Annotated in this window: 20 protein-coding genes and 1 other annotated feature; of the genes, 12 read left to right on the plus strand and 8 right to left on the minus strand. The window is 60.6% G+C overall.

Annotated elements, in window-relative coordinates:
• Positions 1-216: 216 nt before the first annotated feature.
• Positions 217-2,523, minus strand: coding sequence for a catalase/peroxidase HPI (gene katG / locus ASE58_RS16935; protein ID WP_055824068.1), 2,307 nt, complete (start codon positions 2,521-2,523; stop codon positions 217-219).
• Between the two features lie 172 nt (positions 2,524-2,695).
• Positions 2,696-2,751, plus strand: a sequence feature (sul1 is cis-regulatory element that is thought to sense ions involved in sulfur or methionine metabolism; They are found in Alphaproteobacteria).
• A 60-nt stretch (positions 2,752-2,811) separates the two neighbouring features.
• Between katG and ASE58_RS16940 the strand changes: the two genes are divergently transcribed.
• Positions 2,812-4,299, plus strand: a complete 1,488-nt coding sequence (locus ASE58_RS16940; protein WP_055824071.1) for a SulP family inorganic anion transporter — start codon at positions 2,812-2,814, stop codon at positions 4,297-4,299.
• 30 nt (positions 4,300-4,329) lie between these two features.
• On the opposite strand, the gene ASE58_RS16945 is transcribed toward ASE58_RS16940, so the two are convergent.
• The 3 genes from ASE58_RS16945 to ASE58_RS16955 all read right to left on the minus strand — a co-directional run bounded on the left by ASE58_RS16945 (position 4,330) and on the right by ASE58_RS16955 (position 7,888).
• Positions 4,330-5,310: an NAD-dependent epimerase/dehydratase family protein gene (locus tag ASE58_RS16945; RefSeq protein ID WP_055824074.1), complete on the minus strand. Its 981-nt coding sequence runs from the start codon at positions 5,308-5,310 to the stop codon at positions 4,330-4,332.
• Between the two features lie 370 nt (positions 5,311-5,680).
• A complete protein-coding gene (locus ASE58_RS16950; protein WP_055824077.1) occupies positions 5,681-6,541 on the minus strand; it encodes a helix-turn-helix domain-containing protein in 861 nt (286 codons plus the stop codon).
• 432 nt (positions 6,542-6,973) lie between these two features.
• Positions 6,974-7,888, minus strand: a complete 915-nt coding sequence (locus tag ASE58_RS16955) for a replication initiator protein A (RefSeq protein ID WP_055824082.1) — start codon at positions 7,886-7,888, stop codon at positions 6,974-6,976.
• A gap of 351 nt (positions 7,889-8,239) precedes the next feature.
• Between ASE58_RS16955 and rfbA the strand changes: the two genes are divergently transcribed.
• Entirely contained in the window at positions 8,240-9,133 is an 894-nt protein-coding gene (rfbA, locus tag ASE58_RS16960; protein WP_055824086.1) for a glucose-1-phosphate thymidylyltransferase RfbA, read from the plus strand.
• An 8-nt stretch (positions 9,134-9,141) separates the two neighbouring features.
• A complete protein-coding gene (gene rfbB / locus ASE58_RS16965; protein ID WP_055824089.1) occupies positions 9,142-10,212 on the plus strand; it encodes a dTDP-glucose 4,6-dehydratase in 1,071 nt (356 codons plus the stop codon).
• Between the two features lie 75 nt (positions 10,213-10,287).
• Here rfbB and ASE58_RS16970 read toward each other — a convergent pair whose 3' ends face one another.
• A complete protein-coding gene (locus ASE58_RS16970; protein WP_082468235.1) occupies positions 10,288-11,712 on the minus strand; it encodes a glycosyl hydrolase family 28-related protein in 1,425 nt (474 codons plus the stop codon).
• Positions 11,713-11,767: 55 nt separating this feature from the next.
• Positions 11,768-12,997 (minus strand): hypothetical protein, encoded by a 1,230-nt coding sequence (locus ASE58_RS16975; protein ID WP_156347814.1) that lies wholly within the window; start codon positions 12,995-12,997, stop codon positions 11,768-11,770.
• A 101-nt stretch (positions 12,998-13,098) separates the two neighbouring features.
• Between ASE58_RS16975 and ASE58_RS16980 the strand changes: the two genes are divergently transcribed.
• From ASE58_RS16980 to ASE58_RS18065, 4 genes are all read left to right on the plus strand, one after another.
• The gene (locus tag ASE58_RS16980; protein ID WP_156347815.1) at positions 13,099-14,301 is read left to right on the plus strand and encodes a glycosyltransferase; all 1,203 of its coding nucleotides are present in this window, start codon (positions 13,099-13,101) and stop codon (positions 14,299-14,301) included.
• Entirely contained in the window at positions 14,291-15,040 is a 750-nt protein-coding gene (locus ASE58_RS16985; RefSeq protein ID WP_162233542.1) for a GNAT family N-acetyltransferase, read from the plus strand. Before ASE58_RS16980 ends, ASE58_RS16985 begins: the two co-directional genes overlap by 11 nt.
• Positions 15,025-16,176: a dTDP-4-amino-4,6-dideoxygalactose transaminase gene (gene rffA, locus ASE58_RS16990; protein ID WP_055824107.1), complete on the plus strand. Its 1,152-nt coding sequence runs from the start codon at positions 15,025-15,027 to the stop codon at positions 16,174-16,176. Before ASE58_RS16985 ends, rffA begins: the two co-directional genes overlap by 16 nt.
• Before the next feature lie 138 nt (positions 16,177-16,314).
• Positions 16,315-16,647 carry a hypothetical protein gene (locus ASE58_RS18065; protein WP_156347816.1) on the plus strand — a complete coding sequence of 111 codons (333 nt, stop codon included), beginning with the start codon at positions 16,315-16,317 and terminating at the stop codon, positions 16,645-16,647.
• Between the two features lie 74 nt (positions 16,648-16,721).
• On the opposite strand, the gene ASE58_RS16995 is transcribed toward ASE58_RS18065, so the two are convergent.
• Complete coding sequence (locus tag ASE58_RS16995; protein ID WP_235513684.1) at positions 16,722-17,927, minus strand: glycosyltransferase family 4 protein; 1,206 nt, start codon at positions 17,925-17,927, stop codon at positions 16,722-16,724.
• A 185-nt stretch (positions 17,928-18,112) separates the two neighbouring features.
• Here ASE58_RS16995 and ASE58_RS17000 point away from each other — a divergent pair, with 185 nt between their 5' ends.
• From ASE58_RS17000 to ASE58_RS18070, 5 genes are all read left to right on the plus strand, one after another.
• Positions 18,113-19,165, plus strand: a complete 1,053-nt coding sequence (locus ASE58_RS17000) for an EpsG family protein (RefSeq protein WP_082468241.1) — start codon at positions 18,113-18,115, stop codon at positions 19,163-19,165.
• 123 nt (positions 19,166-19,288) lie between these two features.
• Positions 19,289-20,656: an O-antigen ligase family protein gene (locus tag ASE58_RS17005; RefSeq protein ID WP_055824116.1), complete on the plus strand. Its 1,368-nt coding sequence runs from the start codon at positions 19,289-19,291 to the stop codon at positions 20,654-20,656.
• Between the two features lie 48 nt (positions 20,657-20,704).
• On the plus strand, positions 20,705-21,415 hold the full coding sequence (locus ASE58_RS17010; RefSeq protein WP_055824119.1) for a polysaccharide biosynthesis/export family protein: 711 nt from the start codon (positions 20,705-20,707) through the stop codon (positions 21,413-21,415).
• 10 nt (positions 21,416-21,425) lie between these two features.
• Positions 21,426-23,615 (plus strand): GumC family protein, encoded by a 2,190-nt coding sequence (locus ASE58_RS17015; protein WP_082468245.1) that lies wholly within the window; start codon positions 21,426-21,428, stop codon positions 23,613-23,615.
• Between the two features lie 50 nt (positions 23,616-23,665).
• Entirely contained in the window at positions 23,666-24,841 is a 1,176-nt protein-coding gene (locus tag ASE58_RS18070; protein ID WP_156347817.1) for a hypothetical protein, read from the plus strand.
• Between the two features lie 106 nt (positions 24,842-24,947).
• Here ASE58_RS18070 and ASE58_RS18075 read toward each other — a convergent pair whose 3' ends face one another.
• Entirely contained in the window at positions 24,948-26,648 is a 1,701-nt protein-coding gene (locus tag ASE58_RS18075; RefSeq protein WP_156347818.1) for a hypothetical protein, read from the minus strand.
• Positions 26,649-26,689: the final 41 nt, after the last annotated feature.

Genomic DNA, 26,689 nt, shown 5'->3' on the forward strand with positions numbered 1-26,689 from the left:
CCCCACCCGGCCACCCACAGCGTATCCTGATTGGGTGGCCGGGTGGGGGAGCGGGCCGGTACCGCATCGACGCAAGTCGATCAGAACCCACGCCACAGGAAAACGGCGGTCCTCCCGACAGGGGAGGGCCGCCGTTTTGCATTCTGCGGATTACAGTCCCGTACCCCCGCACAGGCGGGGGTACGGGACCTCGAAGGACGGGTGCGACCGGCGTCCTTACCCGATGCGGTGCGCCCGTGCCTCGCCGAACAGGTCGGCGGTCATCAGCTTGTCCCATGCGGCCACGAAATCGCGCACGAAACGCTCCTGCCCGTCGACCGCCGCATAGACCTCGCTCACCGCGCGCAGCTGATTGTTGGCGCCGAAGATCAGGTCGTAGCGGGTCGCGTCGTAGCGCTTTTCCCCCGTTGCCCGGTCGTTGATCGCGAAGCGCTGCCCGGCCTCGTCGGCCTTCGCCCACACATGGTCCATGCTGGTGACATGCACGAAGAAGTCGTTGGTCAGCGTCTCCTTGCGGGTCGTGAACACGCCCGCCTCGCTGCCGTCCCAGTTCGCGCCCAGCACGCGCAGGCCGCCGGTCAGCGCCGCCCATTCGGGCACGCTCAGGCGCAGCAACGCCGCCTTGTCGAGGAACAGCTGTTCCGGCGCGACACGGCCCGCCGTCACCTCGGCGAAATGCGGGTCGGTATAGTTGCGGAAGCCGTCGACGACCGGGCGCAGCCATTCGAAGCTGTCGGCATCGGTCAGCGCATCGGTGGTGTCGCGCCGCCCGGCGGTGAACGGTACTTCGACCGCATGGCCGGCATCGGCCGCCGCGCGTTCGATGGCGACCACGCCGCCCAGCACGATCAGGTCGGCAAGCGACACGCGCTTGTCGCCCGCGCTACCGTCGAACGCGGCCTTTACGCCCTGCAACGCCTCGATGACCGGGCGGGTACGCGCGTTGATGTCCCAGTCCTTTTGCGGGGCGAGCGCGAGGCGCGCGCCGTTCGCGCCGCCGCGCTTGTCACTGTCGCGATAGGGGAGTGCCGCCGACAGCGCGGTATAGGCCAGGTCGGACACCGACAGGCCGGTGCCCGCGATCGTCTGCTTCAGCGCCGCCACGTCGCCCGCATCGATCAGCGCATGGTCACGCTCCGGGATCGGGTCCTGCCACAGCAGGTCGGGGGCGATCGTCGCCTCCGGCCCGATATAGCGCTCACGCGGCCCCATGTCGCGGTGGGTCAGCTTGTACCACGCCTTCGAGAACTGCTCGGTGAAGTAATCGAAGTCGTTCAGGAACCGCTCGCAGATCGTGCGATAGACCGGATCGACCTTCAGCGCGATGTCGCTGGTCATCATCATCAGCGGATGGGTCTTGCCCGGAATATGCGCGTCGGGGGTCTGCGGTGCGTTCTTGTCGACCGGGGTCCATTGCAGCGATCCCGCCGGACTGCGCGTCTGTTCCCATTCGTTGCCGAACAGATTGTGGAGATAGTCATTGTCCCAGCGCGTCGGGTGCTGGGTCCAGCTGCCCTCGATACCGTTGGTCATGGTGTTTTCGGCGTTGCCGCTACCTTCAGGGTTATGCCAGCCCAGGCCCATCGCCTCGACCGGGGCCATTTCGGGCGGCGCGCCGATACGATCGGGCGGGACCATGCCGTGGCTCTTGCCGAACGCGTGACCACCGGCGATCAGCGCCACCGTCTCCTCATCGTTCATCGCCATCCGGGTGAAGGTCACGCGGATATCGCGCGCCGATGCTTCCGGATCGCCCTTGCCATACGGCCCTTCGGGATTGACGTAGATCAGCGCCTGGTTCGACGCGGCCAGCGGCTGTTCGAGGTCGTAATCGGCATCGCCATTCTGGCCCCGCCAGCGCTTGTCACGCATCGTCATCGAATCGAACGATTCGATATGCTCGGGGTCCCATACCTCCGGGCCCCAATAGGTCGCGTCGTCGGCGATCCACGCATCCTCGCGCCCGCCGGCAAAGCCGTAGGTCGGAAAGCCCATGATCTCGAGCGCGCAGGTGCCGGTCAGCACGATCAGGTCGGCCCACGACAGCGACGCGCCATACTTCGCCTTGATCGGCCACAGCAGGCGGCGCGACTTGTCGATATTGCCGTTGTCCCACCAGCTTTCGATCGGGGCGAAGCGCTGCATCGCCTCACCGGCACCACCGCGCCCGTCGGCGATGCGGTAGCTGCCGGCCGAATGCCACGCCATGCGGATCATCTGCGGCCCGTAATTGCCATAGTCGGACGGCCACCAGTCGACCGAGCTGGTCAGGAAGCCCTTGATTTCGTTCTTCAGCGCGGCGAGGTCGATCTTCGCGAACGCCGCCGGATAATCGAAATCGGTGCCCAACGGGTTGGCCGAGGGGGCATTGCGGGCCAGCAGCTCGATGCGCAGCCGGTCGGGATACCAGTCGGCCAGCGTCGGCGGGGTGCCGAGGGTGCCGCCGATCCGGTCGCCGCCAAAGGGGCATTTGCCAGCCAGCACCGTCTTGTAATCCTGCATGTTCGGCCTCGTTCTCGCCATGGTCGCGGGCGCTTTTCGGATGGGGGCGCCCCGAACCGCGAAACCACGGCGGCGGGACACAAGGGTCGACCGCCCGGCAGAACGTATAACCTACGCGCAGGTTGCGGATGTTGGCGGACCAACGCGGCGGCTTGCCCACACCGCCCGCTTGCGGCTATGGGCGCACCATTCGCAAGGACCCGGTGCAATTCCGGGTGGCTATTCCGGCCGCCGATCCGCCGGACAACATCCCCCGCAGCCATGATCCGCGCCCGAGTGATGCGCGCTGCGGCCCGATGTGGAATTTCCATGACGTTCGATTTTGCAACCTACCGCCGCCAATGGTTCGGCGGCGCCGTCCAGATCCGCCGCGACGTCCTCGCCGGGATCGTCGTCGCGCTGGCGCTGATCCCCGAAGCGATCGGCTTTTCGATCATCGCCGGGGTCGACCCGCGCATCGGCCTGTACGCCTCGGTCGCGATCGCGATGACGATCGCGTTTCTGGGCGGGCGGCCGGGCATGGTCTCCGCCGCGACCGCCGCCGTCGCGGTGCTGGTGGGGCCGCTGGTCCGCGACCACGGCGTCGAGTATCTGTTCGCCGCGACGATCCTGATGGGCCTGATCCAGATCGCCGCCGGGCTGCTGCGGCTCGACCGGGTGATGCAGTTCGTGTCGCGCTCGGTCATCACCGGCTTCGTCAACGCGCTCGCCATCCTGATCTTCATGGCGCAGCTGCCACAGCTGACCGGGGTCAGCTGGCACAGCTATGCGCTGATCGCGCTGGGCCTCGCCATCATCTATTTGTTGCCGCGCATCACCCGCGCGGTGCCGTCGCCGCTGGTCGCGATCCTCGTGCTGAGCGGCATCAGCATCGCGATGAGCCTGCCGGTCAACACCGTCGGCGACATGGGGCAATTGCCCGAGGGGCTGCCGAGCTTCGCGTGGCCACAGGTGCCGCTGACGCTCGAGACGCTCTGGATCATCCTGCCCACGTCGCTGACCATGGCCGCCGTCGGCCTGCTGGAATCGCTGCTGACCGCGCAGATCGTCGACGACATGACCGATACCGACAGTGACAAGGCGCAGGAATGCGCGGGCCAGGGCGGCGCGAACATCGTCGCCGCGCTGTTCGGCGGCATGGGCGGCTGTGCGATGATCGGGCAGTCGGTCATCAACGTGACCTCGGGTGGTCGCGGGCGACTGTCGACCTTCGTCGCCGGTGCGTTCCTGCTGTTCCTGCTCGCCGTGCTCGGCCCCTGGGTCGGGCGGGTGCCGATGCCGGCGCTGGTCGCGGTGATGATCATGGTGTCGATCGGCACGTTCAGCTGGAATTCGATCGCCAACCTGCGGCGTCACCCGCCGACCTCCTCGATCGTCATGCTGGTGACGGTCGCGGTCGTCGTCGCGACTCGCGACCTGTCGCTGGGCGTGCTGGCCGGCGTGCTGCTGTCGGGCGTGTTCTTCGCAGGGAAAGTCCAGCGGATGTTCGCGGTCGAGCGAACCGAGGATGCGGCCGGCGTGACCTACCGGGTCGGGGGGCAGATCTTCTTCGCCTCGGTCGACCGCTTCCGCCGCGCCTTTGCCGTGGAAGCGCCGGGGCCGGTGACGATCGACGTGTCGGCGGCGCATTTCTGGGACATTTCGGGCGTCGACGCACTCGACAAGATCGTCGCCCGCCTGCGCCAGCAGGGCGCGACCGTCACCGTCATCGGCTATAACCGCGCCAGCGCCGACCTGATCGACCGCTTCGCGCTCCACGACAAGACCGGCGTCGAACTGGGCGTCGCGCCGCACTGAGGGGGATGGTTTCATCCCCCTTAGTTTGGATCAGCGTTGTGCGTAATATTCCCGATACCAATCCGCAAAACGCTGCAACCCCTCCGCCAACATAACTTTCGGAGCATAGCCGGTCAGCGCATGCAGCTTGGATACGTCGGCATAGGTCGCCGTGACGTCGCCTAGCTGCATCGGCTTCATGATCTTGATTGCTTCACGGCCGATCGCCTTTTCCAGCGTCGAGATCATCTCCATCAACCCAACCGGATGGCTGTCGCCGATATTGAGCACCCGATGCTCCTTGGCGGGTGGAGGATTGTCGAGCGCACCCAGGATGCCATCGACGATATCATCGATATAGGTGAAGTCCCGCGCCATGCGGCCTTCTCCGAAGACTTCGATCGGCTGTCCCGCCAGGATTTTCTGGGAAAAGGAAAAATAGGCCATGTCCGGCCGGCCCCACGGGCCATACACCGTGAAGAAGCGCAGTCCGGTCTGCGCGAAGCCATAAAGCTTTGCATAGGAATGGCTCATCAATTCACAGGCACGCTTGGTCGCAGCGTAAAGAGAAACCGGCTCGGCTGCCGGTTCCTCTTCCGTAAATCCTGCCCCTCCCATCGGTTTATCACCATAGACCGAGCTGGAGGACGCATAGACCAGATGAACGAAATTGTCCGCATGGCGGCATGCTTCGAGAATGGAGAGATGGCCAGCAAGGTTGGCCCGTTCATAGGCGAACGGATTATCGATGCTGTAGCGAACGCCGGCCTGCGCAGCCAAGTGAACGACCCGCGTAATTCCGTACGATCGAACAAGCTCCGAAATCGCGGGCGCATCCGAAATATCGACACGATGGAATTCAAAGTTTTCCTTCCCTGCAAAGGTCGCAAGACGCGCCTCCTTCAAGGAAGTATCATAATAATCGTTTACGATATCCACGCCGACTACCCGTTCGCCACGATCGAGCAGGCGATGGGCAGTAGCATGTCCGATAAAGCCCGCGACACCGGTAACCAGAACAGGGCTCTTCATCGTTCCAACATCCACATCGTTCACAAGTCAGCCGGGCCTCTACCAGCTTTCCATCCGAATGAAATCGGCGATTCGCAACGATCGCCATCAGCCATTTCTCAGGGGAAAGGGGTTGGCCAAGACCGGTATCGGCGCACCTCACAAAAAATACGAGGGCATTGGCTGATGTCCCGACGAGTGGCACCTTCGTGGACCATATGATGGTTTGATGAGAATCTGCCCTTTCCAAGCAGATTTACGCAAATGGTCATCCTCCCGGCCGCCACTTGCTCTCGCCGGAGAGCATCGCGCCGGCGTAAGCCGGTGCGTCCCGCAGGTTCCGCTGGCGGTTGGTTTTTCGGTGGGCGTTGTTTCTTCCTCATTGTAGCCGTCAGGCTTGGTGCCGTTGGCCGGCAAGGCCAACGACATTTGTCGTCTTATGATAAGACTCTTGTAGTGGTTCCGGATCGGAATGAGACTCGCACGCGGCACGATCGATCGCTGCGCCAAGCGAGGCCAACACCCGACCGAGCGCACCACCCAGCGTCACCTCGGCCAGCTCCTTGCAGCTGAGCGTCGCGCGCATCGCAGCCAGCTCGGCCGCCGCTTCCGCCTGATGCACGATCGCGTCGCACGGCAGCTGTGCGGGGTGCAGGCTGCGCGGCAGCAAGCGCAACAGCTTGCCCGGCAGCAGCGCGCGATAGATATTCGAGGTCTGGCGATAGCGCGGGCCGCTGCCAGTCGTGCGGCAGAAGCGGCGCTGGCGGATCAGGAACCCCGCCGCCTCCAGCGCCGACAGCGCTCGCGCCACCGTCGCCCGGCCGAGCGCGGTCGCCCGAGCCAGATGGTCATAGGTTGGAAAGACCTTGCCGGCATTCAGCCGGGCGAGCGTGCAGATCTCCTCGAACACACGCACGGCGCCGGCGGTAAGGCCGGCCAGCGCCGCCTCACCCGCATCCAGTATCCGCCCCTCGGCGCGCGCCGTGCGACGGGCACGGCGACCGGCATCCAGCGCGGCGCGCGCGGCGCGCAGCAGCCGGTCGGTCTCGCCCTTGGCCGGTACCGCAAAGAAATTGTCCTCGACCGTCCCCGCCTCGACGCTGCCGCGCCGTACCGGCATGCCGGTGCGATGCAGGCCGCCGCGGCGCGGTGCCCGCGGTTCGGTCGCCGTACCGCTCCCCACCACGCCGATGCGCGCGCCCTGGTCCAGCGCGCCGATGCGCGCAATCGCCTGCGCCAGAATGAGCGCCATCATCGTCCCCCTTGTCCGGGGCCGGGACCAGTTTTGCAAAAAAGGGGCGTGGCGCGAAACGCGCGTCCTTGAACCGGCAAGCGATCGGGGGTATTTGGAGAACCTGTTGAGATGAGTTCGACGTTTGGCGACGTCGCTCCAAATACCCTTGGGACGCCCGGCCTTCGTGCCGGGCTTTCCTTTATGTGGTCACGGCCATTCCCTCATCCGCCGGCCCCGCTGCCGACTGCTGACGTGACCTTTGCAGATGAAATCCAACATCGGAAGCGTTCCCGGTTCGTGCTTTCGAGTAGGAAAGCCGAAATTGCACCCGTTTCGGCGCAAACTCCGCCGTTCGATTCGTGCTTTCGAGTAGGAAAGCACCTGCCGATTCGTGCTTTCGGATAGGAATACGCCGCGCAACTTCGTGCTTTCGGGTAGGAAATGCGCCGCTCAACCGACGGGTGATTCGCCTGCTTCCGAATCACTACGGCCCAGCTGCGCCGGCCGCCGGGTCAGCACCACCTGCACCGGGGCGCTGCGCCGCCCACGCCTAGGGGCATCGCTCTCGTCCATCGCCTGTTCGATCAGCTCGAGCCGATAGTCGGGGATGCTGTCGGCTGCCGCTATCTGCTTCAAAGCATTGCGAAAATTGGGAAGGGGGTTCTGGTAGCCGATCTGCAGGCGGAACGTCGCGAGGTCGGTTTCCAACCGCTCCTCACCGCTCGATCGCGCCACTTCATAGATGCGCCGCTCGATCGGGCCGAGCTGGAAATACGCCGCAGCATAATCGAGCACGTGCCGGTCGAGCAGGATCGCGCGGAACAGCCAGTCGCACAGCCGCACCTTGACCGCCTTCAGCCGCCGCTCGCCGCCGCGGGTGCGCGAATAATGCAGCTTGGCCTCGGACAGCCACGAGAAGAAGCCTTCCTCGCCTTCGCCGCCCGCTTCGATGTTGGTCTTGATCTGCGTACCCTGCAGCCGCTCCAGCGCCTCCGACAGTCGCCCGTACGACCGGGCCGAGTGATTGGCCCCGGTCACCGTGAACAGATCGTGCGCGGTGAAGACGAAATCCTGGGTAACGCTCTCACCCACCTCGATCTTCGCCAGCATCAGGCTGGCGATATAGAGAACGATTTCCTTGTCATAGATGGTCGCGACCCCGCTCGCCGACGGGCGGACCTCGATCGTGACGTTGTTCGCCTGGTAGGTCAGCGGCTTCATCCACGCATTCTTGGCCAGCGCGAAGAACGGGAACGCCATCAACGACCGCTCGCCCCGGATCTCGGCGGTCAGCGGGCTGTCGAGGCGGAAAAGGTCGCCCTGCGGACGGGTGGGGGTGCGCGGGGCGGGAGGCTTGCGGGTCATGGGGTATTTCTACTCGAAAGCACGAAGATTGGGGAGGGTGGCGCGATCGGCCGCACGATATGCCTCACGTGAGACGCGTGTTTTCGTGCTTTCGAGTAGAAAATATGGTGCCGTATTGCTGGACCACTCCCCCAAAGCAAATTTCGAGACATCGTATGATACGGCCTCACCAAGGCATGGATGCAGGCGAAAAGATGACGCGCGTGACCGATCCATGAACAAGATGCTTACCGTCCCAGATTGAAAGCCCTGCTAAGCGAGGGCAGCACACACCTCCTCGGGGCTTGCGAGATTTACCAAAGCGACTAAGGGTCCCACGTAAATTACGACGCGACTGGAAGGATTTTGACTTTGAAAGGAATAATTCTTGCTGGAGGGAGCGGCACTCGCCTCTATCCTGTTACGCTGGCACTTTCAAAGCAGATGCTGCCAATTTACGATAAGCCGATGATTTATTATCCGCTTTCGACACTAATGCTTGCAGGCATTAGGGAAATATTAATCATTTCCACGCCCAGAGATTTGCCTGCCTTCCGTAACTTGTTAGGAGACGGAAGCAGCCTGGGAATTTCGCTGAGTTATGCTGAGCAGCCAAGCCCTGACGGGTTAGCCCAGGCATTCATTATCGGTCGAGACTTTATCGGAGATGACTCCGTTGCGCTGATACTGGGCGACAATATTTTTTATGGTTCCGGCCTTGGCAGCTTGTGCCGTCAGGCCGCATCTCGTTCGTCAGGTGCAACCGTATTTGCGCATCGCGTCGATGATCCTCATCGATATGGCATCGTTACGATAGACGCCGAAACCGGAAAGGCACTCGATATCGTCGAGAAGCCCGCCGAACCCCAGTCAAACTGGGCGGTCACCGGACTATATTTTTACGATAATATGGTGGTCGACATCGCATCGAAGATCGCGCCGTCTCCGCGAGGCGAGTTGGAGATTACCGACGTCAATCGGGTCTATCTCGAAAGCGGAGCACTGGACGTAAAACTGTTCGGTCGTGGCTTCGCATGGTTCGATACCGGGACCTATGACAGCCTCCACGAAGCGTCCGCCTTCGTTCGGATGATGGAATTGCGGCAGGGTATCAAGGTCATGGCTCCTGAGGAGATCGCATTCGATCTGGGTTATATCGATACGACGCAATTGCGCCGTTGCGCCGAAAAGCTCGGAAAGTCCGGCTATGCCACCTACCTCCATCGTCGGGCCGCAGAAGGCCCCGCCACAGCAGCATTCCGGTAGAGTTTGATATGCAACGCTTTCAGAACATTCTCGTCACGGGCGGCGCCGGTTTCATCGGATCGGCGGTGTGCCGTCACTTGGCGGCCGGCGGCAAATGCCGGGTGATCAATCTTGATAAGCTTACCTATGCCGGCAACTTGGCATCGCTTGCGACGATCGATGGCAATGACAATTATCGTTTCGTCCAAGGCGATATCGGCGACAGCGCGCTTGTCGGGCAACTGTTGCGCGAAGAGAAGATCGATACGGTCATGCATCTGGCAGCGGAAAGCCATGTCGATCGGTCAATCGACGGGCCTGCCGACTTTATCGAAACGAATATCGTAGGGACCTTCCGGCTGCTCGAGGCCGCACTGCAATATTGGCGCGAGCTGGAAGCGGACGACCGAGCGGTATTCCGCTTCCATCATGTGTCGACGGACGAGGTCTTCGGCGACCTGCCGTTCGACGACAGCGTGTTCACTGAAACCACACCCTATGATCCCTCTTCGCCTTATTCGGCGTCCAAGGCGGCATCGGATCATTTGGCGCGCGCCTGGCACCACACCTATGGTTTGCCGGTAGTGCTTTCGAACTGCTCGAATAATTACGGGCCGTTCCACTATCCCGAAAAGCTGATCCCGCTCACCATCCTGAACGCATTGCATGGTGAGAAACTGCCGGTTTACGGCGCAGGTGCAAACGTCCGCGATTGGCTTTTCGTCGAGGATCACGCGCGCGCCTTGGAATGCGTTGCGCGCGATGGACAGCCGGGCGAGACCTATGTGATCGGCGGACGGGCGGAACGGACCAATCTCGACGTGGTGCGTACGATCTGCGCGCTGCTGGACGAGCGACAGCCGCGTAAGGATGGCAGTAAATATGCCGACCTGATCGAGTTCGTCACCGACCGTCCCGGACATGACCGCCGCTATGCGATTGATCCGTCGAAGATCGAGCAAGAACTGGGCTGGGGCCAGGCAGAATCGTTCGAGACCGGACTGGCGCGTACGATCGATTGGTATCTCGCCAACGAAGCCTGGTGGCGTCCGCTGCGCGACCAGTATGTTGGCCAGCGCCTGGGCACTACGCGGGCCTGACCGTACCGGGATCCTGTGTCACGGGACCATCGCTTGGTCGGTGGCATCGTGGCACAGGATCGCGACAGCCTGTTGTCAGTTTTGAAACCGACCGTTCAACTGCAATGTACCGCCGATGGTCGATCCATTGATATCGACTTTGCCAATGATCGAATTGCGACCGATATACCGGCCACGGGGGTAGCCGGTCACACCGGTCCCTTGCTGCATCGTACAATCCTTGTAGATGGCTCGCGTCGACCAAGGCAGGGCACTGCCACGCGTGGCGCGGAACGTACAAAGGTCGAACAGGACATTTTCCCGGTTCGACATGTCCACGAGCGGGCGATCCAGATTGACACCGCCATATACCTGCCCGGTTGGCGACCCGGCAGGATCGTCATCGAACCTACACTGGTGGAATTGTGTCGCACGGCTTGCGTCTCCGTCGCCGTAAGGATTGACCACGGCACCGAGGAACGTGCAGTCGTCGAAACGGAAGCCTGGCTTGTCCGGCCAAGCCGACCAAGCCGTCGTGCCAACGAACCTGCATCCTGAAAAACCGACATCCTGCACTGGCCCGCTTGCCGCGAGAACACCTGCGCCGACATTGTTCACAAACTCGCAATCGATGAACTGGCCGTTACGGACGATGCTTTCTTCCGCCTCAAGATCCACTCCCGCCCCCGGCGGAGAGGATAGCACACGATCAAGGCCAATATTGCGGGCGCGCCCGGTGTGATTGAATTTGCATCCGGTTGCCGAAAGCGCATTGCCACCGACCCAGCTCAGTCCCTGTCGAGCATTATATTCAAAGGTGCAGTCCATCAGCGTGACTGGTCTGGACGCAGCATTCGGCGAAAGCCGATGATCGACTTGCATCATCGCATCCACGGCGAAATGATGCGCATGGACGGCTCTGATGGTCACCCGGTCGTTCGATACCGTATGAATACCATGGGCATAGCATTGCCACCCCTCGTCGACCGACCATTTGCCGCCGATGACGTGTTCGGCAAGATTACCGTCCAGTTCGACGTGCTCGACGATCAGCGAGGCACAGCCGGACGCATCGATCATGATCCCCGGATCAGCGCGGTAGTCATAGTCAACGAACGGCAGTCGCGTCAGGCGCGCAGCACCAGTGACAGGATGGAATGCCCCCATCCGCAAGCCTTTCGCAAACCTTAGCGTGGCACCCTTTCCGCTGATCGTTACCGGACGGGAGCAATTTCTGAACTGTAATATGGGTGCCGGGCGATAGGCGGCCCCCTTGCCCAATGCGCCGGCCTTTACCTGACGGCCGACGATGTAGGTCCCGGGCGGAATAACGACCGTGCCGCCACCCCTGGCGTTAATATAGGCAGCGCAGGCCGCAAAGGCGTCGGTATCATTGGTGATCCCGTCGCCCCGGGCGCCGAAATCCTTCGGGGAGACGACATCGCCACTGGCACCACCGGCGGACAGGCCGCTTCCCAGAACCACGGCGGAGCCCAGCAAAGCACGTCGAGTAAGCTTCATTCTGCGGAAATACCATGCCCCCGGAACGGCATCCAGCACGGCCGGTGAGTACCCATCAATCGGCAGGTAGTGGCCGGGTCAGACCATAGATGAGGGCAAGGCCCGTACAGCCGGATATCGCCATGAGCAGCGTGAAACCCCGGGTAAAGCCGACGAGATCACATCCGCGGAAAAAGGCCAGCGCCAACGCCGCCGCGATTACCGCAAGGCCGAAAAACGCCATCATGCCCGCTTTCTTCCGCGCAAGGGCGACGCCGATCGAGGTGTTGAGTGACACCGACAGCAATGTTGCCAGGCCGACATAGGGCAGGATCGCGGACGCTTGCGGCCCCAGACGATCGGAGAGCAGGAGTGCGCCGACCGGCTTCCCTGCCACCAGCAGGAACAGCGACGTCGGCACGATCACGGCCAGCTGCACGCCGATGACGGTAAAGGCTACCTTGCGCAGGGCGGCAAGATTGCCCTGGTTCGCAGCCGCGTACAGCTTGGGATTGAACGCCATGTTGATGACCTGGAAAATCATCAGCAGGGGGCCGGTCAGCAGATCGTTGACCCCGCCCAGGGTGGCCGCCGTGGCCAGCGAACACCCCTGTGCGATGATGAGGCGACTGGCGGACATTGACAGCTGGTAGACGCTGAACGCGACCATCGCCGGCAGGCCGATCGCCAATAGCGAGCCGATCTCGCGCAAATGCACGCGATGCGTTTCACCTGCGTATCGTTCACGCTGCCGCCACCACGCAGCGATTGAAAAGGCAGCACCCAACGCCAACGCCCCCAGGGCACCCGCTGCACCAAGGGACGGCATCAGGAATACCGCGAGCATCAATATCAGCGCGGCGCCATATCGAATGAGAGAAACGAACAGATAGCTCCGGTGGCGTTCCTGCGCATTGATCAGCACGAGAACACCGTCCCCTGCACTGGCGATAATGACAAGCCCGGTCAGCACAACGACTAGAAATAGAGGAATTTCGATGCCGCCCGTTGCATAGACTGTCGAAAGCAAGATGATCGCCGTGACAATCATCCAACCATAGGCACGAACTACCTGCTGCTCTGCACGATGTCGCATTTCCGGCGTCACGCCTGAAAATAGCGAAGGCATGATCCCGGTAATCCATCCGAAACAGATCATCGCAATGATCTGATACATCGGGTAAGATACCGAGAAATACTGGTATTGCTGCTTGTCCAGCCCGTATAGAGCCGCAACAAATGATAAATACAGTAGCAACCCTGATAGAATTCGGGCCAATCCGTAGAATGCGACATAGTTTAGCATGACGTGTATGCGGATCCTATAGATTGGACGCATCCCTTGATTTGCACCCGAGAGGCAAATAGAGCGCGATCAAGACGACTGCCGGCGCAGAGGAAATTTGGTTGAGAATTTTGTTCATCATAGGCCAGGTGGCCTTGGGCGGTATCGAAACCTATTCCTTGCGGATGTGCCGCGAGCTCCATCGGCGCGGCCATAAGCTCGACATATGGTTCGTCAAGCCGGGGGGCGATCCGGCGCTGCTTCGCGAGTTCGAGCGTGTGGCAGAAGTGCGCTTTCTGTCGCGATGGCTCCCGGTACCCTTTCTCCCCTTTGCTCCTGCGGTCCCCGCGGATTGCGATCTCGTCTTCACCACGGGCCGTCTGTCGCTCATCTTCGGGGCACTGGCCCTTCGCTCGCCGCATTGCCCCCCGCTTGTTGCCGGGGTGTTCTCTCAATGGGAATATTCGGGCGTCGCGGATGATTACAAATCCCGGTTGAGCCACCAGATACTCGATCAGATCGGGTTGGGAAACGTAGTGTTCTGCACCGAGGGCTGTCGCGTGTTCCACGCCCCGACGCTCGGGCCCGATATCGCCTCTTCCATCGTGTCGCCGCTGCTTATCCAGTTACCGGACCATGCCCCCGAACGCCGGCCCGCACGACCGGAAGGCACGCCGCTGCGCATCGTGTCGATCGGCAGCTTCACGCCGTTCAAGACGTACAACTTCACCTTGCCGTCGACGATCGCGGACCTGCGGGCATCCGGCATTCCGGTGGAATGGACGATCTATGGCGACGGTGTCGAAGCACCGCGAATTCAGCAGGCGATTGCCCAGGCCGGTGTCGGAGACTGCATCCATCTTGCCGGAAAACTCGACTATGCCCGCTTTGCGGAGGTGGTCGGCCGCGCCGATTTGTATATCGGTGCCGGCACCACGTTGATCGAGGCGTCAGCGCTGGGCGTCCCATCGCTGGTTGCCCTGGACGACAATCCAGAGCCGACGACCCCCGGCTTCTTTGCCGATCGTACCGGCACCTTTACCTCGGACTGGGCCGATGACGATCACCCCATCCCCTTCAAGGACGCGATAGCAGCCTTCGCCGACTTGTCGGAAGAAGCGCGCCAGTCGCTGGCGGATCGATCGATGGCACGGGCGCAATCCTATTCGATCGATGGAGCCGAGCGGGAAATACAGCGCATGATCGCAAATGCAAAACCCTCCTGCGCGCGGCTCGGCATCCTGGATCGGGTGCAGTACAGCCTCGGCGTCGTGCGCGAGGTTGCCCGCGTCGCAATGGGCAAGGGAGCCTATCGTGTCCGTTGAACCGCGACTTCATCCTTTGGTCGAACCGCTGACATGGGATAGCGCTTTTTTCGGTTATGACGTTGGCGCATTGTCGCTCGACAACACAGCCGATCGATCCGCCATCCGTAATGCACTGGGGCCGCCGGACAACGCCCGCTATCGGCTAATCGTCGTCAGCCATCCCAGCGATCGTGCGGACCTTCGTCAGGCAGTGGCGGATGCGGGCGGGCAACTGGTGGACGTGAAGTTCGACTATCGAACCGATGTCCCGAACGGTTCCGACTGGCCGGAGCATGTCGATGCGTTAACAGCCGCAGCCACTTCTGCCGAAGTACAAGCCCTCAACGCACTTGCCTTGATAAGCGGTGAGCATTCGCGCTTCAGGATCGATCCCCGGATCGGCCACGACAATTGGTCGCGCCTCTATCGCCTATGGGTTGAGAACAGCCTGTCCGGTGCGATCGCGGACATCGTACTCGTCCACCGCGCTGAGGATCGGATCACCGGGTTCGTGACGATCAAGGCACGCGACGAACAGGCGAGGATCGGGTTGATCGCCGTCGACCCGGCCTTCCAGGGATCGGGCGTCGGCCGGGCACTCATTACCGCAGCCCATGCCTGGGCTGCGCGACAAAGGCTGGCGAATATCTTCGTCGCGACTCAACAGGATAACATCGGCGCCTGCCGCTTCTATGCGCGCATGGGCTTCAGTCTGGCAACGCAAACGGATATTCATCACTTATGGACGATCTCGTGAACATCCCCTTCAATGTGCCCCACGCCACAGGTCGTGAAACCGAGTATATCGCGCAGGCAATCGGCAATCGGAAGCTGTGCGGCGACGGCCCCTTCACCAAGGCATCGCAGGCCTTGCTCGAACAACAGTTCGGTTCGGGCCGGTCGCTGCTGACGACCTCGTGCACCGACGCGCTGGAAGCAGCGGCCATCCTGTGCGACATCAAGCCGGGCGATGAAGTCATCGTTCCCAGCTACACCTTCGTTTCGTCGGCCAATCCGTTTGCGCTGCGCGGCGCGACCATTCGCTTCGTCGACAGCCTTCCCGACCAACCGAACCTGGATCACGAGGCTGTTCGCGAACTGGTAACGCCGCGTACCCGTGCCATCGTCCCGGTCCATTATGCGGGCGTGGCCTGCGAGATGGATGCATTGCGCGATATTGCACAGCGTCACGATATCATGATCGTCGAGGACGCCGCACAGGGGATCGCATCATCCTTCCGCGGCCGTCCGCTGGGCACGCTGGGCGATCTTGCCGCCTTCTCGTTCCACGAAACCAAGAACATCATCGCCGGTGAGGGCGGCACGCTGCACATCAACCGGCCGGACCTGGTTGCCCGGGCGGAGATCATTCGGGAGAAAGGGACCGACCGATCCGCATTCTTCCGGGGCGAAGTCGACAAATACGGATGGGTCGATATCGGATCGTCCTTCCTGCCGTCCGAACTGATCGCCGCCTATCTTCTGGCGCAGCTCGAACAAATCGATGCGATCCAGGCTCGTCGCAAGCATGTCTGGCAGCGCTATGACGCGCGGCTGCGCACCATCGGAGGCAATCACGGCGTCCAGATGCCGTCGATCCCGGACTATGCCACCAACAATGCCCACATGTATTACATGGTGATGCCGTCGGCACAGGTTCGAACCGATCTGCTGGCACATCTGAAGACGCGTAAGATCGGTGCGGTCTTCCACTATCAGTCGCTTCATCGCAGCAAGTTCTTCGAAGGGCGTCATGATGGCCGCCCGCTGCCACAGGCCGACCGGTATACCGAATGCCTGATCCGGTTGCCGCTCTATGCCGACATGACCGACGATCAGGTCGATCGCGTCTGCGATGCAGTGTGCGACTTCTGGACCGGCACGCCCTCCTGAGCAAAGGGGTGGTGTCGATCGCGTGACAGGCGTATTCCGGTTCCCAGCGACGGAACCGGGAAACCCATGGGGCCGCCATTCCTTGCCATAGAGCGTGGCAAGAACAAACATGGCCACTGCCCGCAATAGGAAACAGGCATGACGATCGCAGCTTTTGTTTTGCTTTGGGTGGCGGTCGCTCCGCAGGACGTACCGGAAACCGTGGCTCCAGCACCTGCGCCCATTCTCTCGCCGCTGGGCCAGACCGCGACATCCTCCGCGGGACAGGTCGGACAGAAGCAAACCCGCGACGATTTGGCCGCGGAAACCGGAATTACTCCGATGGCGCGGATCGACGCCCGCATCCAGAACCGGGTGCAGTCGCGTATCCGCAATCGCATCGATCGCTATTACGATCCGCAGGCCAATGCGGCTTCACCTTTTGCAGTGGCTGGCGAACAACTGCGACGCGGAGGTCGTCGCCCCCGCTAGACAGGGTTCGTCATCACAAAGGGCAATGGTGATGATCGAGCCGATTTTGACGTAAGGCCGATGGGCCGCGCAGATCAGGTGGCGATAGAAAATTTCTGCAGCATCTGGCGGTTGATCTTGTGAACGTCGTAGCGTTCCTCGGCGAGGCGTCGACTTTCACGCCCCATCGTGACGATCAGGTCGGGCTCTTCGATGAAGCGGCACATGGCCGCCGCCAGTGCATCGGCATCGCGCGCCGGAACGATGAAGCCGTTCACGCCGGGGACGACCGTATCGCGACAACCCGGAGAATCGGTGGTAATGACGGCGCGGCCCACCGCCATCGCTTCCTGCGTGCTGCGCGGCTTTCCTTCCCGGTAATAGGATGGCAGCACATAGACGCTCGACGCGGCGATATGGGACTTCACGTCATTGACGTGACCGAGCCATTCCATACCGCTGTCGACGACCATCCCTTCGACTTCCGCCTGACTGAGGCCACCGGGATTGGGGTCGAGGCCGCCCAACAGTACGAAACGCGCATCCGGATATTTCTGGTGGACGATCTTCGCTGCCCCGGCAAATTCGACGATCCCCTTTTCGCGCAGCAGCCGTCCCATCAGCAGGAAGGTTGCCGGCGACGTAGGGGGCGGGACCTCTGCCAGCACGTTCAGATCAATGCCTGTTCCCTCCAGCAAGTACGCCTTGGCTGCGGGCAGGATGCCCGCATCGACGAACTCCTGCACATCGTCCTGATTCTGGAAGAATACCGTCTGGCAGGCACGGAAGGCGAGGCCATACAGACTTAATGCCAGCAAGCGCAGCGCACGACGCTTAGGCGTCTTGTTGCGATCATCCGATCCGAAGATGTAGCCCAACCCGGCCACCAGCGCATAGCGGCGGGGGACGCCGGCGAGACGCGCTGCGATGCTTCCGTAGATTACCGGCTTGATGAAGTAACTGAAGAGCATATCCGGCTTCAGCCGGCGTAGCGTGCGATACAATCCCATCGTATCGCCCAGGTCGCGCACCGGGCTGAGACCGGTGCGCTCCATCGAGACATCGACCGGGACAGCGCCAAGCCGAACCACCGCTTGGCGCGTGTAATCATCAAAATCCGGGGCAAGCGCATAGACCCGAACCCCGGCGTTCACCATCGCCTTGATCAGCGGTCCACGAAAATTCGATAGGGAATACGCGCCGTTTGTCAGGATCGCTGCAGTTTTTGGCGACTGGTCAGGTACTGTAACGCCACCGGAAGCGCCGTTTGCCCTCAAAGCATTTGAACCGTCAAAAACCACTCGCCACCGCCCCACTTGCGCCGCCCGTCCAACTGACCGCTTAGCAGACAAGCCGGGCGAGGCCACATCTTAATGGCCGATCGACGTTCGTGAGAGCCGGTCGAACAAGAAACGGGCTGGACCCCCCCTCGACCCAACATTACAGCCCTGACGGATAGGCAGCCCACCCAGTCGAGAGTTTGATCATGTTTCCGTATTGGCTGCTGTTCTCGGTCTTTGCGCTTGGCGCTCTCGGTTGGGATGGCGGGTCGAAACAGGATCGACCGACACCGATGCTGCTGATCGCGGCCGCATTGATGGTGCTGCTCATCGGACTACGGTGGCAGGTTGGTGCCGACTGGTTCCCCTACGAACGCATGTATGATGAGATTTCGCAGTGGGGCCTTATCGCCGCGTTCGAAATCACCGAGCCACTTTATGGGCTCCTCAACCTAGCCGCCGACCGGCTTGGCATGGGGATCTGGGCGGTGAACATCGTATGTTCCGTGCTGTTCGCATGGGGCTTGATACGATTTGCGAAACTACAGCCAAATCCGTGGCTGGCCATTGTGGTAGCCGTGCCGTTCCTGGCTATCGTGGTGGCGATGGGCTTCACCCGCCAAGGTGCGGCGATCGGCCTTGCCATGCTCGCGCTAGTGGCACTGCACAATAATTCGATCCGCACCAGCATCTTCTACGTACTGCTTGCAAGCACGTTCCATCGCTCCGCACTGGTTTTGATACCACTGATCGGCATTTCCAATACGCAGAACCGCTTTCAGGTATTGTTCTTTACCTTGATGGCATCCGTTCTTGGTTATGTATTCCTACTAGATTCTGCGGTCGACCGCTATTCGACGACGTATGTCGAGCAGGTCTATCAAGCGGACGGTGCAGCGCCGCGACTTGCAATGAATATCATACCGGCCCTGATGGTACTGTTTTTCTCACAAAGGCTGCGCCTAGAGGGCGCCGAACGTCGCCTTTGGATCGCCTTTGCCTGTCTGGGCCTGCTATTGAACATATTGTTACTTTTCACCGCGTCGACCGTCGCCCTCGACCGGATCGGTATCTACGTCATCCCAATGCAGATGCTGGTTTTTTCCAGGCTACCATTGATCTTCAACCCTGAAGGCCAGCCCAGCAAAATAATCACCTTTGGCATTGTCGCCTACGCCGCTGCGGTACAATTTGTCTGGCTTAACTTCGCCTCAAACGCAGAATATTGGCTCCCATACAAATTCATATTGCTCGACTAGCATAACGTTTGTGAAATTTTATCGACCGGAAAACGACCATGGGCACCGGCTGAATTCGCAGTCCGTCGCCCGGATAGCGATCCACCATGATCGAATTTGCTCGGCTCTAAGATAGGCACTTGCATGTCCGCATCCACTCGACCGACCCGACTGCCGACGATAAGCGTCAATGCCGCACTGCTGTTCGGGCTGATCGTCACGGCCTGGGTCGCGGGGGGGGCGGCGCGCGCCGACGTCCTTGGCCAGACCGTCATGCGAACGGTCGCTTGGATCGCAATCATCGGCAGCCTGCTGTTCGGCGCGCGACCATCGCTGCCCGCAGCCAAGCCAGCATTCTTGATCCTGTCGGCGGCTCTGGTGCTGGTGCTGGTGCAGTTGATCCCTCTGCCTCCGGCTTTATGGCAGATGCTGCCGGGGCGCCAAGCCATTACGGCAGCCCAATTACTTGGCTCACCGGAGTGGCGACCGCTAGCCCTGGTGCCAGGCGCAACAGCAAACAGCGCTGAAGCACTCGTCGTGCCCTTTGCCGCCCTGTTGTTGGTTGCCGGACTGGAAAAGCGCGAACTTGCATGGCTGCCCTCACTTCTGCTGGGCATGATCGCGGCAGCTGCGATACCTGGGCTGCTGCAATTTTCAGGCGCAGGCTTCGACCATCCACTGATCAACGACACGCCGGGGCAAGTGAGCGGCAATTTCGCCAATCGCAATCATTTCGCGCTGTTCCTGGCATTCGGCTGCGCATTGGCACCAGCTTGGGCATTTTCCGGATCAGGCCGGGCGAGGTGGCGCGCCCCGGTCGCGGGTGGGCTGGTAATATTATTCGTCCTGCTGATCCTGGCCAGCGGGTCGCGGGCCGGATTGATGGTCGGCGGCCTAGGGGTCGCTGCGGGACTGCCAATGCTTTATCATGGCATTCGCCGGAACTATCGCGGTCTTCCATCCTGGTTTTTGCCTACCACCTTCGCCGCCATACTTGCCCTGCTAGCCATCTTCATCGCGATAAGCATGAATTCTAATCGCGCAGTATCCATTGATAGATTGCTGTCACTCGATGCCGGCCAAGATTTGCGCGCACGTACCATTCCAGTGGTGCTATCAATGGTCATGGATTACTTTCCATTTGGTACAGGATTTGGGGGATTTGACCCCATATTCAGGATTCACGAACCATTTTCCATGCTTAAGGCGACATATTTCAATCACGCACATAATGATTTTCTTGAAATTGCGCTTGACGGCGGCATTGCTGCCATATTGATCTGCATCTTCGCTGTTGGATGGTGGGCGCTGTATAGCATGAAGGCGTGGCGCAATGGCCCGGAACTCGCAAAAGTGGGATCATCCATTCTTGGCCTGACTTTGATATCTTCAATATTCGACTATCCGGCTAGAACGCCAACGATGATGATTATCATCGTAATCGCTGCGATTTGGCTTGGATTAAATCGAACCGACGCGGCGCGGACGGCTTTACCTGCTGCGGACGGCTAACTATAGCCCAACGCGTTTATCACAGCTTTTCCGGAAGCCCGAAAGCGCATGCGTAAGTTCTGTATCGCCCTTGCTATCGCGGCGGCCATGTCTGGCTGCGCAAGCCGCCAGCAGCTAACATCCACCGATCGGCTGACGGTCATGGAGGGTAGCCATGTACTGCCGCCACCGGGGCGAGGCGACCTTGTCGCCGCGGATCGACCAGCGTTGATCGGACCTCTGGACACGATCCAGGTCGATGTCTTCAATGTCCCCGAACTGAACCGGGAGATGCAGGTCGATGCCAGTGGACGCATCGCCATGCCGCTCGCCGGCACGATCGACGCCCGCGGCAAAACTGCCGAAGAATTGGCAAACACGATTGAGACGGCGCTACGGGCGAAATTCGTTCGCAATCCGGACGTCACCGTAAATATCAAGAGCTCGGTCAGTCAGGTGGTTACGATCGACGGACAAGTCGTCGAGCCGGGTCTGTATCCCGTCACGAACCAGATGACTCTGATGCGCGTGATCGCATCGGCAAAGGGGCTGTCGGAATTCGCGCGCCAGGATGATGTGGTCATCCTGCGCACCGTGGGCGATCGCCGGATGGCCGGTCTCTACAACGTCGCGGCCATCCGTCAGGGTGCGTATGACGATCCGCCGGTATTCGCAAACGACGTCATCGTGGTAGGCGACTCTCCGCAACGTCGCCTGTTCCGTGACCTCGTATCCATTTCTCCGCTGCTTGCGGCTCCGCTGATTGCGGTCTTGCAGTAAGGTCCGCATCATGACGTCCGCTATTCCCGCTTCGAACTTTGTCACCCCGACCACGGCCGCTTCGGCCAGCGAGGTGCCAATCATCCGCCAGTATCTGCGCATTGCCTTGCGCTGGCGCTATGTCATCCTGGGTGTGACCGCTGCGTGCATCCTGCTGGGCCTTATCGTCACGTTGCTGATGACGCCCAAATACACGGCGACCGCGACGATCGAGATTTCGCGCGAAGCAAACCAGGTCACCAATTTCCAAGGCGTCGAGCGGGAAACGAGCGTAGCGGACCAGGAATTCTATCAAACGCAATATGGGCTGCTGCAATCCCGTTCGCTGTCCGAACGCGTCGCCACCCAATTGCGACTGGTCGACGATCGCAGCTTCTACGAACGCTTCGGCTTTTCGAGCGAGGATCCCGCATTCCAGCTGGTCAACGGCCGCTATCCGGCTTCCGGGCGAGCAACGCGCCAGCGCGTCGCCGGCGAAATCCTGATCGATCATCTGGCAATCGTGCCAACTCGCTTGTCGCGTCTGGTCGATATTCGCTTCACCAGCCCAAATCCCGAATTTTCGGCCAAGATCGTCAACACCTGGTCCGATGCATTCATCCAGACCAATCTCGAGCGCAAGGTGCAGGCGACGTCCTACGGGCGGAACCTGCTGCAACGGCAGCTGGCACAGCAGAAGGAGCGGCTTGACGAAAGTCAGCGTCAGCTGGTCACCTATGCGTCGCAGGAACGCATTATCAATCTTCCGGCACAGTCGAATGCAGACGGTTCGACGGCGGAACGTTCGATCGTTGCCGACGATCTGGCCTCGCTGAATACCGCGTTGAGCCAGGCAACTGCGGAACGCATCGCTGCGGAATCCCGCTATCGCGAAGGCAGTCGTGCAGGCGCCTCTTCCGAAGCATTGCGCAATCAGGCGATCAACTCGTTGCGTCAGCGCCGTGCGGAATATGCCGCCGAATATCAGAAGCTGTTGACCCAGTTCGAACCGGAATATCCGGCTGCGAAGGCGCTGAAGTCGCAGATCGACCAGCTCGATCGCAGCATCACTAACGAGGAACGTCGCGTATCCGGATCGATCGAGACCGATTATCGCGGCGCGGTAGAGCGCGAACGTGCGCTGCAGGCTCGGGTCGAACAGCTCAAGAGCAGCTATCTCGATCTGCGTCGACGCTCCATCCAGTACAATATCTTTCAGCAAGAGGTGGATACCAACCGCGCGCTGTATGAAGGGTTACTGCAGCGGTTCAAGGAAATCGGCGTCGCCGGTGGTGTTGGCGTCAACAATGTGGCGGTCGTCGATCAAGCTGACGTACCGCAGCATCCGTCCAGCCCGCGCCTACTAATCAATCTGGCAATCGCGCTCGTCGCCGGTCTCAGCATCGGTGCGGCACTGGCCTTCGCTCTTGAACAGATGGATGAGGCCATTGCCGATCCTGGCGAGGTAGAACGACGCTTGGGCCTGCCGCTGCTGGGTTCGGTACCGAAGGTGGAGAATGTTACGCCGAAGGAAGCGTTGCTCGATCGCAAGTCCGAACTGGTCGACGCCTATCTTGCGATCCAGACGAACCTAGCCTTCACCACCGAACATGGCGTACCCCGTTCGCTCTCCGTCACCTCGACCCGCCCGGCAGAGGGCAAGTCTACGACGGCACTGGCACTTGCCACTATGCTGGCGCGTAGCGGCAAGCGGGTCATCCTGGTTGACGGCGACATGCGCTCGCCATCGGTCCATCATCTGGGTGGAGTGAACCACGACCATGGTCTCAGCAACTTCCTTGCTGGGCAGGAAGATATCGCACCGCTGACGTTCGACATGGCCGATCTCGGCTTCACCGCAATGTCGGCAGGTCCCATTCCGCCGAACGCGGCGGAACTGCTTACCGGCAACCGCTTGTCGCTGCTGATCGAGCGCCTGCATGAACATTTCGATCATGTCGTGATCGACAGCCCGCCGGTCATGGGCCTGGCCGACGCGCCTTTGATTGCAAGCCGCGTCGAAGGTGTCGTCTATGCGGTTGAATCGCACGGTATCCGGTCGACGCTCGTCAAGACGGCGCTGGCGCGGCTCGCGGCGGCCAATGCACACATCTTTGGTGGCGTCCTGACCAAGTTCGAAGCACGCAAGGCGCATTACGGCTACGGCTACGAATATGGCTATGGCTATGGCCGGGAAAAGGCGACCGAGGCCAAGGGTTGATGCCAAGGCGTCGCGCATCATCACCCCGACGGTCTGCGACCGAATGGGCAGTGCGCGGCGCATTGGCGGTGGCGGCGGCGGGATTGGGCACCGTTTCGATCCTGCATTCGCTGGCCTATATGATCCGGGGCAGCGCACCGGCACGGGCACACGCGCTGGCTCCATGGGACGGGCGGATCACCGCCTTGCTCTCCGAGCAACTGTCGGGACCTGCCGCAAGCCCGACCGATCGTAAGCGCGCCGACGACCTTGCCCGGCTTGCACTGCGTCAGGATGCAACGGCAGTACCGGCAATAGCGACACTAGGCATCAACGCGCAGGTGCGGGGCGACACCGCTGCGGCGCGGGAGATATTCGTTTATTCTGAACGCCTGTCGCGCCGTGATCTGCGTACCCGCTTATGGGCGATCGAGGATGCCGTTGGACGGAATGATATTCCAGCAGCGCTGCGCAATTACGATATCGCGCTCCGTACCTCGCGGGTTGCTCCGGACCTGCTATTTCCTGTCTTGGCGAGCGCAATAAGCGAAGCTGACATTCGACGCGGGTTGGTCATGACCCTAGCCAAGCGTCCGCCATGGGGGCAGTTGTTCATCGGTTACGTTGCAGAGAACGGACCTGACGCACGCGCAACGGCGGCTTTCATGTCAGGGTTGCAGCAATCAGGTATTCCGCAACCCGATGGCTCGGCTGCAGCATTGATGGCACGGCTGCTTGCGGAAGGGCATGTCGATGATGCGTGGCGCTATTATGCGGCAATCACACCGGGAGCAGATCGCCGACGGTCGCGCGATCCTAATTTTACCGCCAATCGCATGACGCCATTCGACTGGAATCCGCTTGGCGACAGCGGGATTGCAACGACGATACAGCGCGGCGATCGGGGCGGCATTTTCGATTTTGTCGCACCTTCGAACCTTGGCGGCCCGCTTCTGCGGCAAACGCAGATGCTGCCACCTGGCAAATATCGGATAGAAGGCCGTAGCGCAGGGATCGACCAGCCCGACGCCACGCTACCTTATTGGCTGTTGAGCTGTGCCGATGGTCACGAAGTGGGCAGGGTAACCATTCCCGCATCAGCACGCATGAAAGGCCGTTTTTCGGGCGAATTCAACGTGCCGGCCGGTTGCCCCACCCAGCAACTCACACTCGTCGCAAAGCCGTCCGACCAGATATCGGGGGTTACCGGGCAAATCGAAAGCGCACAGCTAACACCAGTCCCGTAAGCATTCCCCGGCGCGACAACCGGAGGCCATCGTTCAGCGTTGGTTCTCTGTCCCTGATGCGCACAAGGTCATCGCCGGGTACGAGGCATTTCTACCTCACGGCAGGTCAGGCATATTCGGTTAGCCGAGCCTTCAGCACCCAACCAGTAAGAGGCTGGTCACTTTTTACGTAGATTCGGACCTGGGTCGGATCGATCCATAGCGTCCCAAACGAAACAGTCGGATTATAGACGCCACCGTTGGGAAAGGGGAATTCAAGCGTCGGGATCAGATGTGCCTTTTGGATATCCGCGACACGATCGTTTGGTGATGCGGTCAAATTGATCCGAACCTGAAAATCCTGCGTTCCCGAAACGATCCAGTCCGTACGCGGAATGCGAAACATGCGTTCACGAAGGATCGAGCCCGGGACAGGCGGGATCGGTGGTCCAAACGGGGTAATCTCCGGCGTTCCAAAAAATCTGACCAACGTCTTGTCGATCGAATAGCTGGTGATTGGTCCGTTCGCCGCAACCCGGCCATCGCCATACCAACGAATCTGTTCGATCGTGTTGATTGGGACCGCGACTGCGGCAACCGGTCCATTTGCGTCGCGATTGGCTTCGATCATGGGGGCGTGGAGGTCGACCGTCGCGCCGGTTCCGATCTCCAGCCCGTTACCGTCGAGACCGACAATATTGGTATTACGAACAACCATCTGGCCGAAACGAAACACGGCGCCCATATCCGCACCGATGACCGATCCACCGTCTATGACGAAGCGGTTGACGCGATTACCGGTGCGGCCCTCAACCACCATTGCCGTACCGCCGAGCGTATCGATGAAGATATCCGGCGCACGGTAGGTTATCTGTTCGATGTCGACATTATCAGTCGTGTAGATAAGGATACCTGCACCACCAGTTCCGCGACCGACGGCATTGAAGCGCGTGAACGACTGAATCGCGCCGTATTCATGATACAGCGCTTCCACTGGAACCTTCAGTCCGCCATCGACAGGATCGCCGTATGCAGTCGTATCGCGCGACCAAGAGGCGCTTACATACCCCGTCGTTTCAAATCCCACCTGGAAATTGAAACAGCGGCAATCTTCATGCGCCACATTCTGGAGGCTCGCACTGCCGCCGACGGTTACGACCGTGTAGTGGGCGTATCCCCATGCATTATGGACGTCCACGCGCCGAATCCGAGTTCCCTCACAAGCTCCATCGGCCGTAGCGATGATACAGAGACCATGGGTACGATTATCGTCTCCGCGCCCAAGGCCAGAGCGCTGACAGTCGATTGAGTAGTCTTCGGAAAACCCGTCGGAATCGTCGCGATGAACGATCGCGAAGCGCGGTGTCGTTTGCGTTTCCTCATCAGCAAGGGGGATAACCTTCATCCACGAGAGCGTGCGCGAAATCCCACGTAGCCCCTTGCCGCTAGGCACAACAATTTCCGGGGTAAAATAATGCGTCAACGCGCCGATCTGTATCTGCCGAACCATGGAAGCGGCAAACGCTGCGTTCAGGATCGGCGCAGCATCGATCTCGACACCGCCTAACGCGCCGAATTGCTGGGCATTATGTTGCGCAGCAGCAGCAATTTGCCAACAGGACGTGTCGAACGCTTCAAACCACCAGATACCGCGGCCATTAACCGGCAACGGATTTATGACATCAGTCCAACGGTCATAGAAGGCGGCCCCACCATCACCGTCTAGCAAGAACCCATTTGTCCGAATTCGCACGACCTCCGGTTGGTAGCTCAGCAACTGAGCCTGTTGAAACGTACCAACCTCTAATACATCGTACATATTATTCACATCTTTTCATTTTTTTGAAATCAGTGATTCGAAATTAACAT

The organism is Sphingomonas sp. Leaf9 (assembly GCF_001421355.1).
GTDB lineage: Bacteria > Pseudomonadota > Alphaproteobacteria > Sphingomonadales > Sphingomonadaceae > Sphingomonas.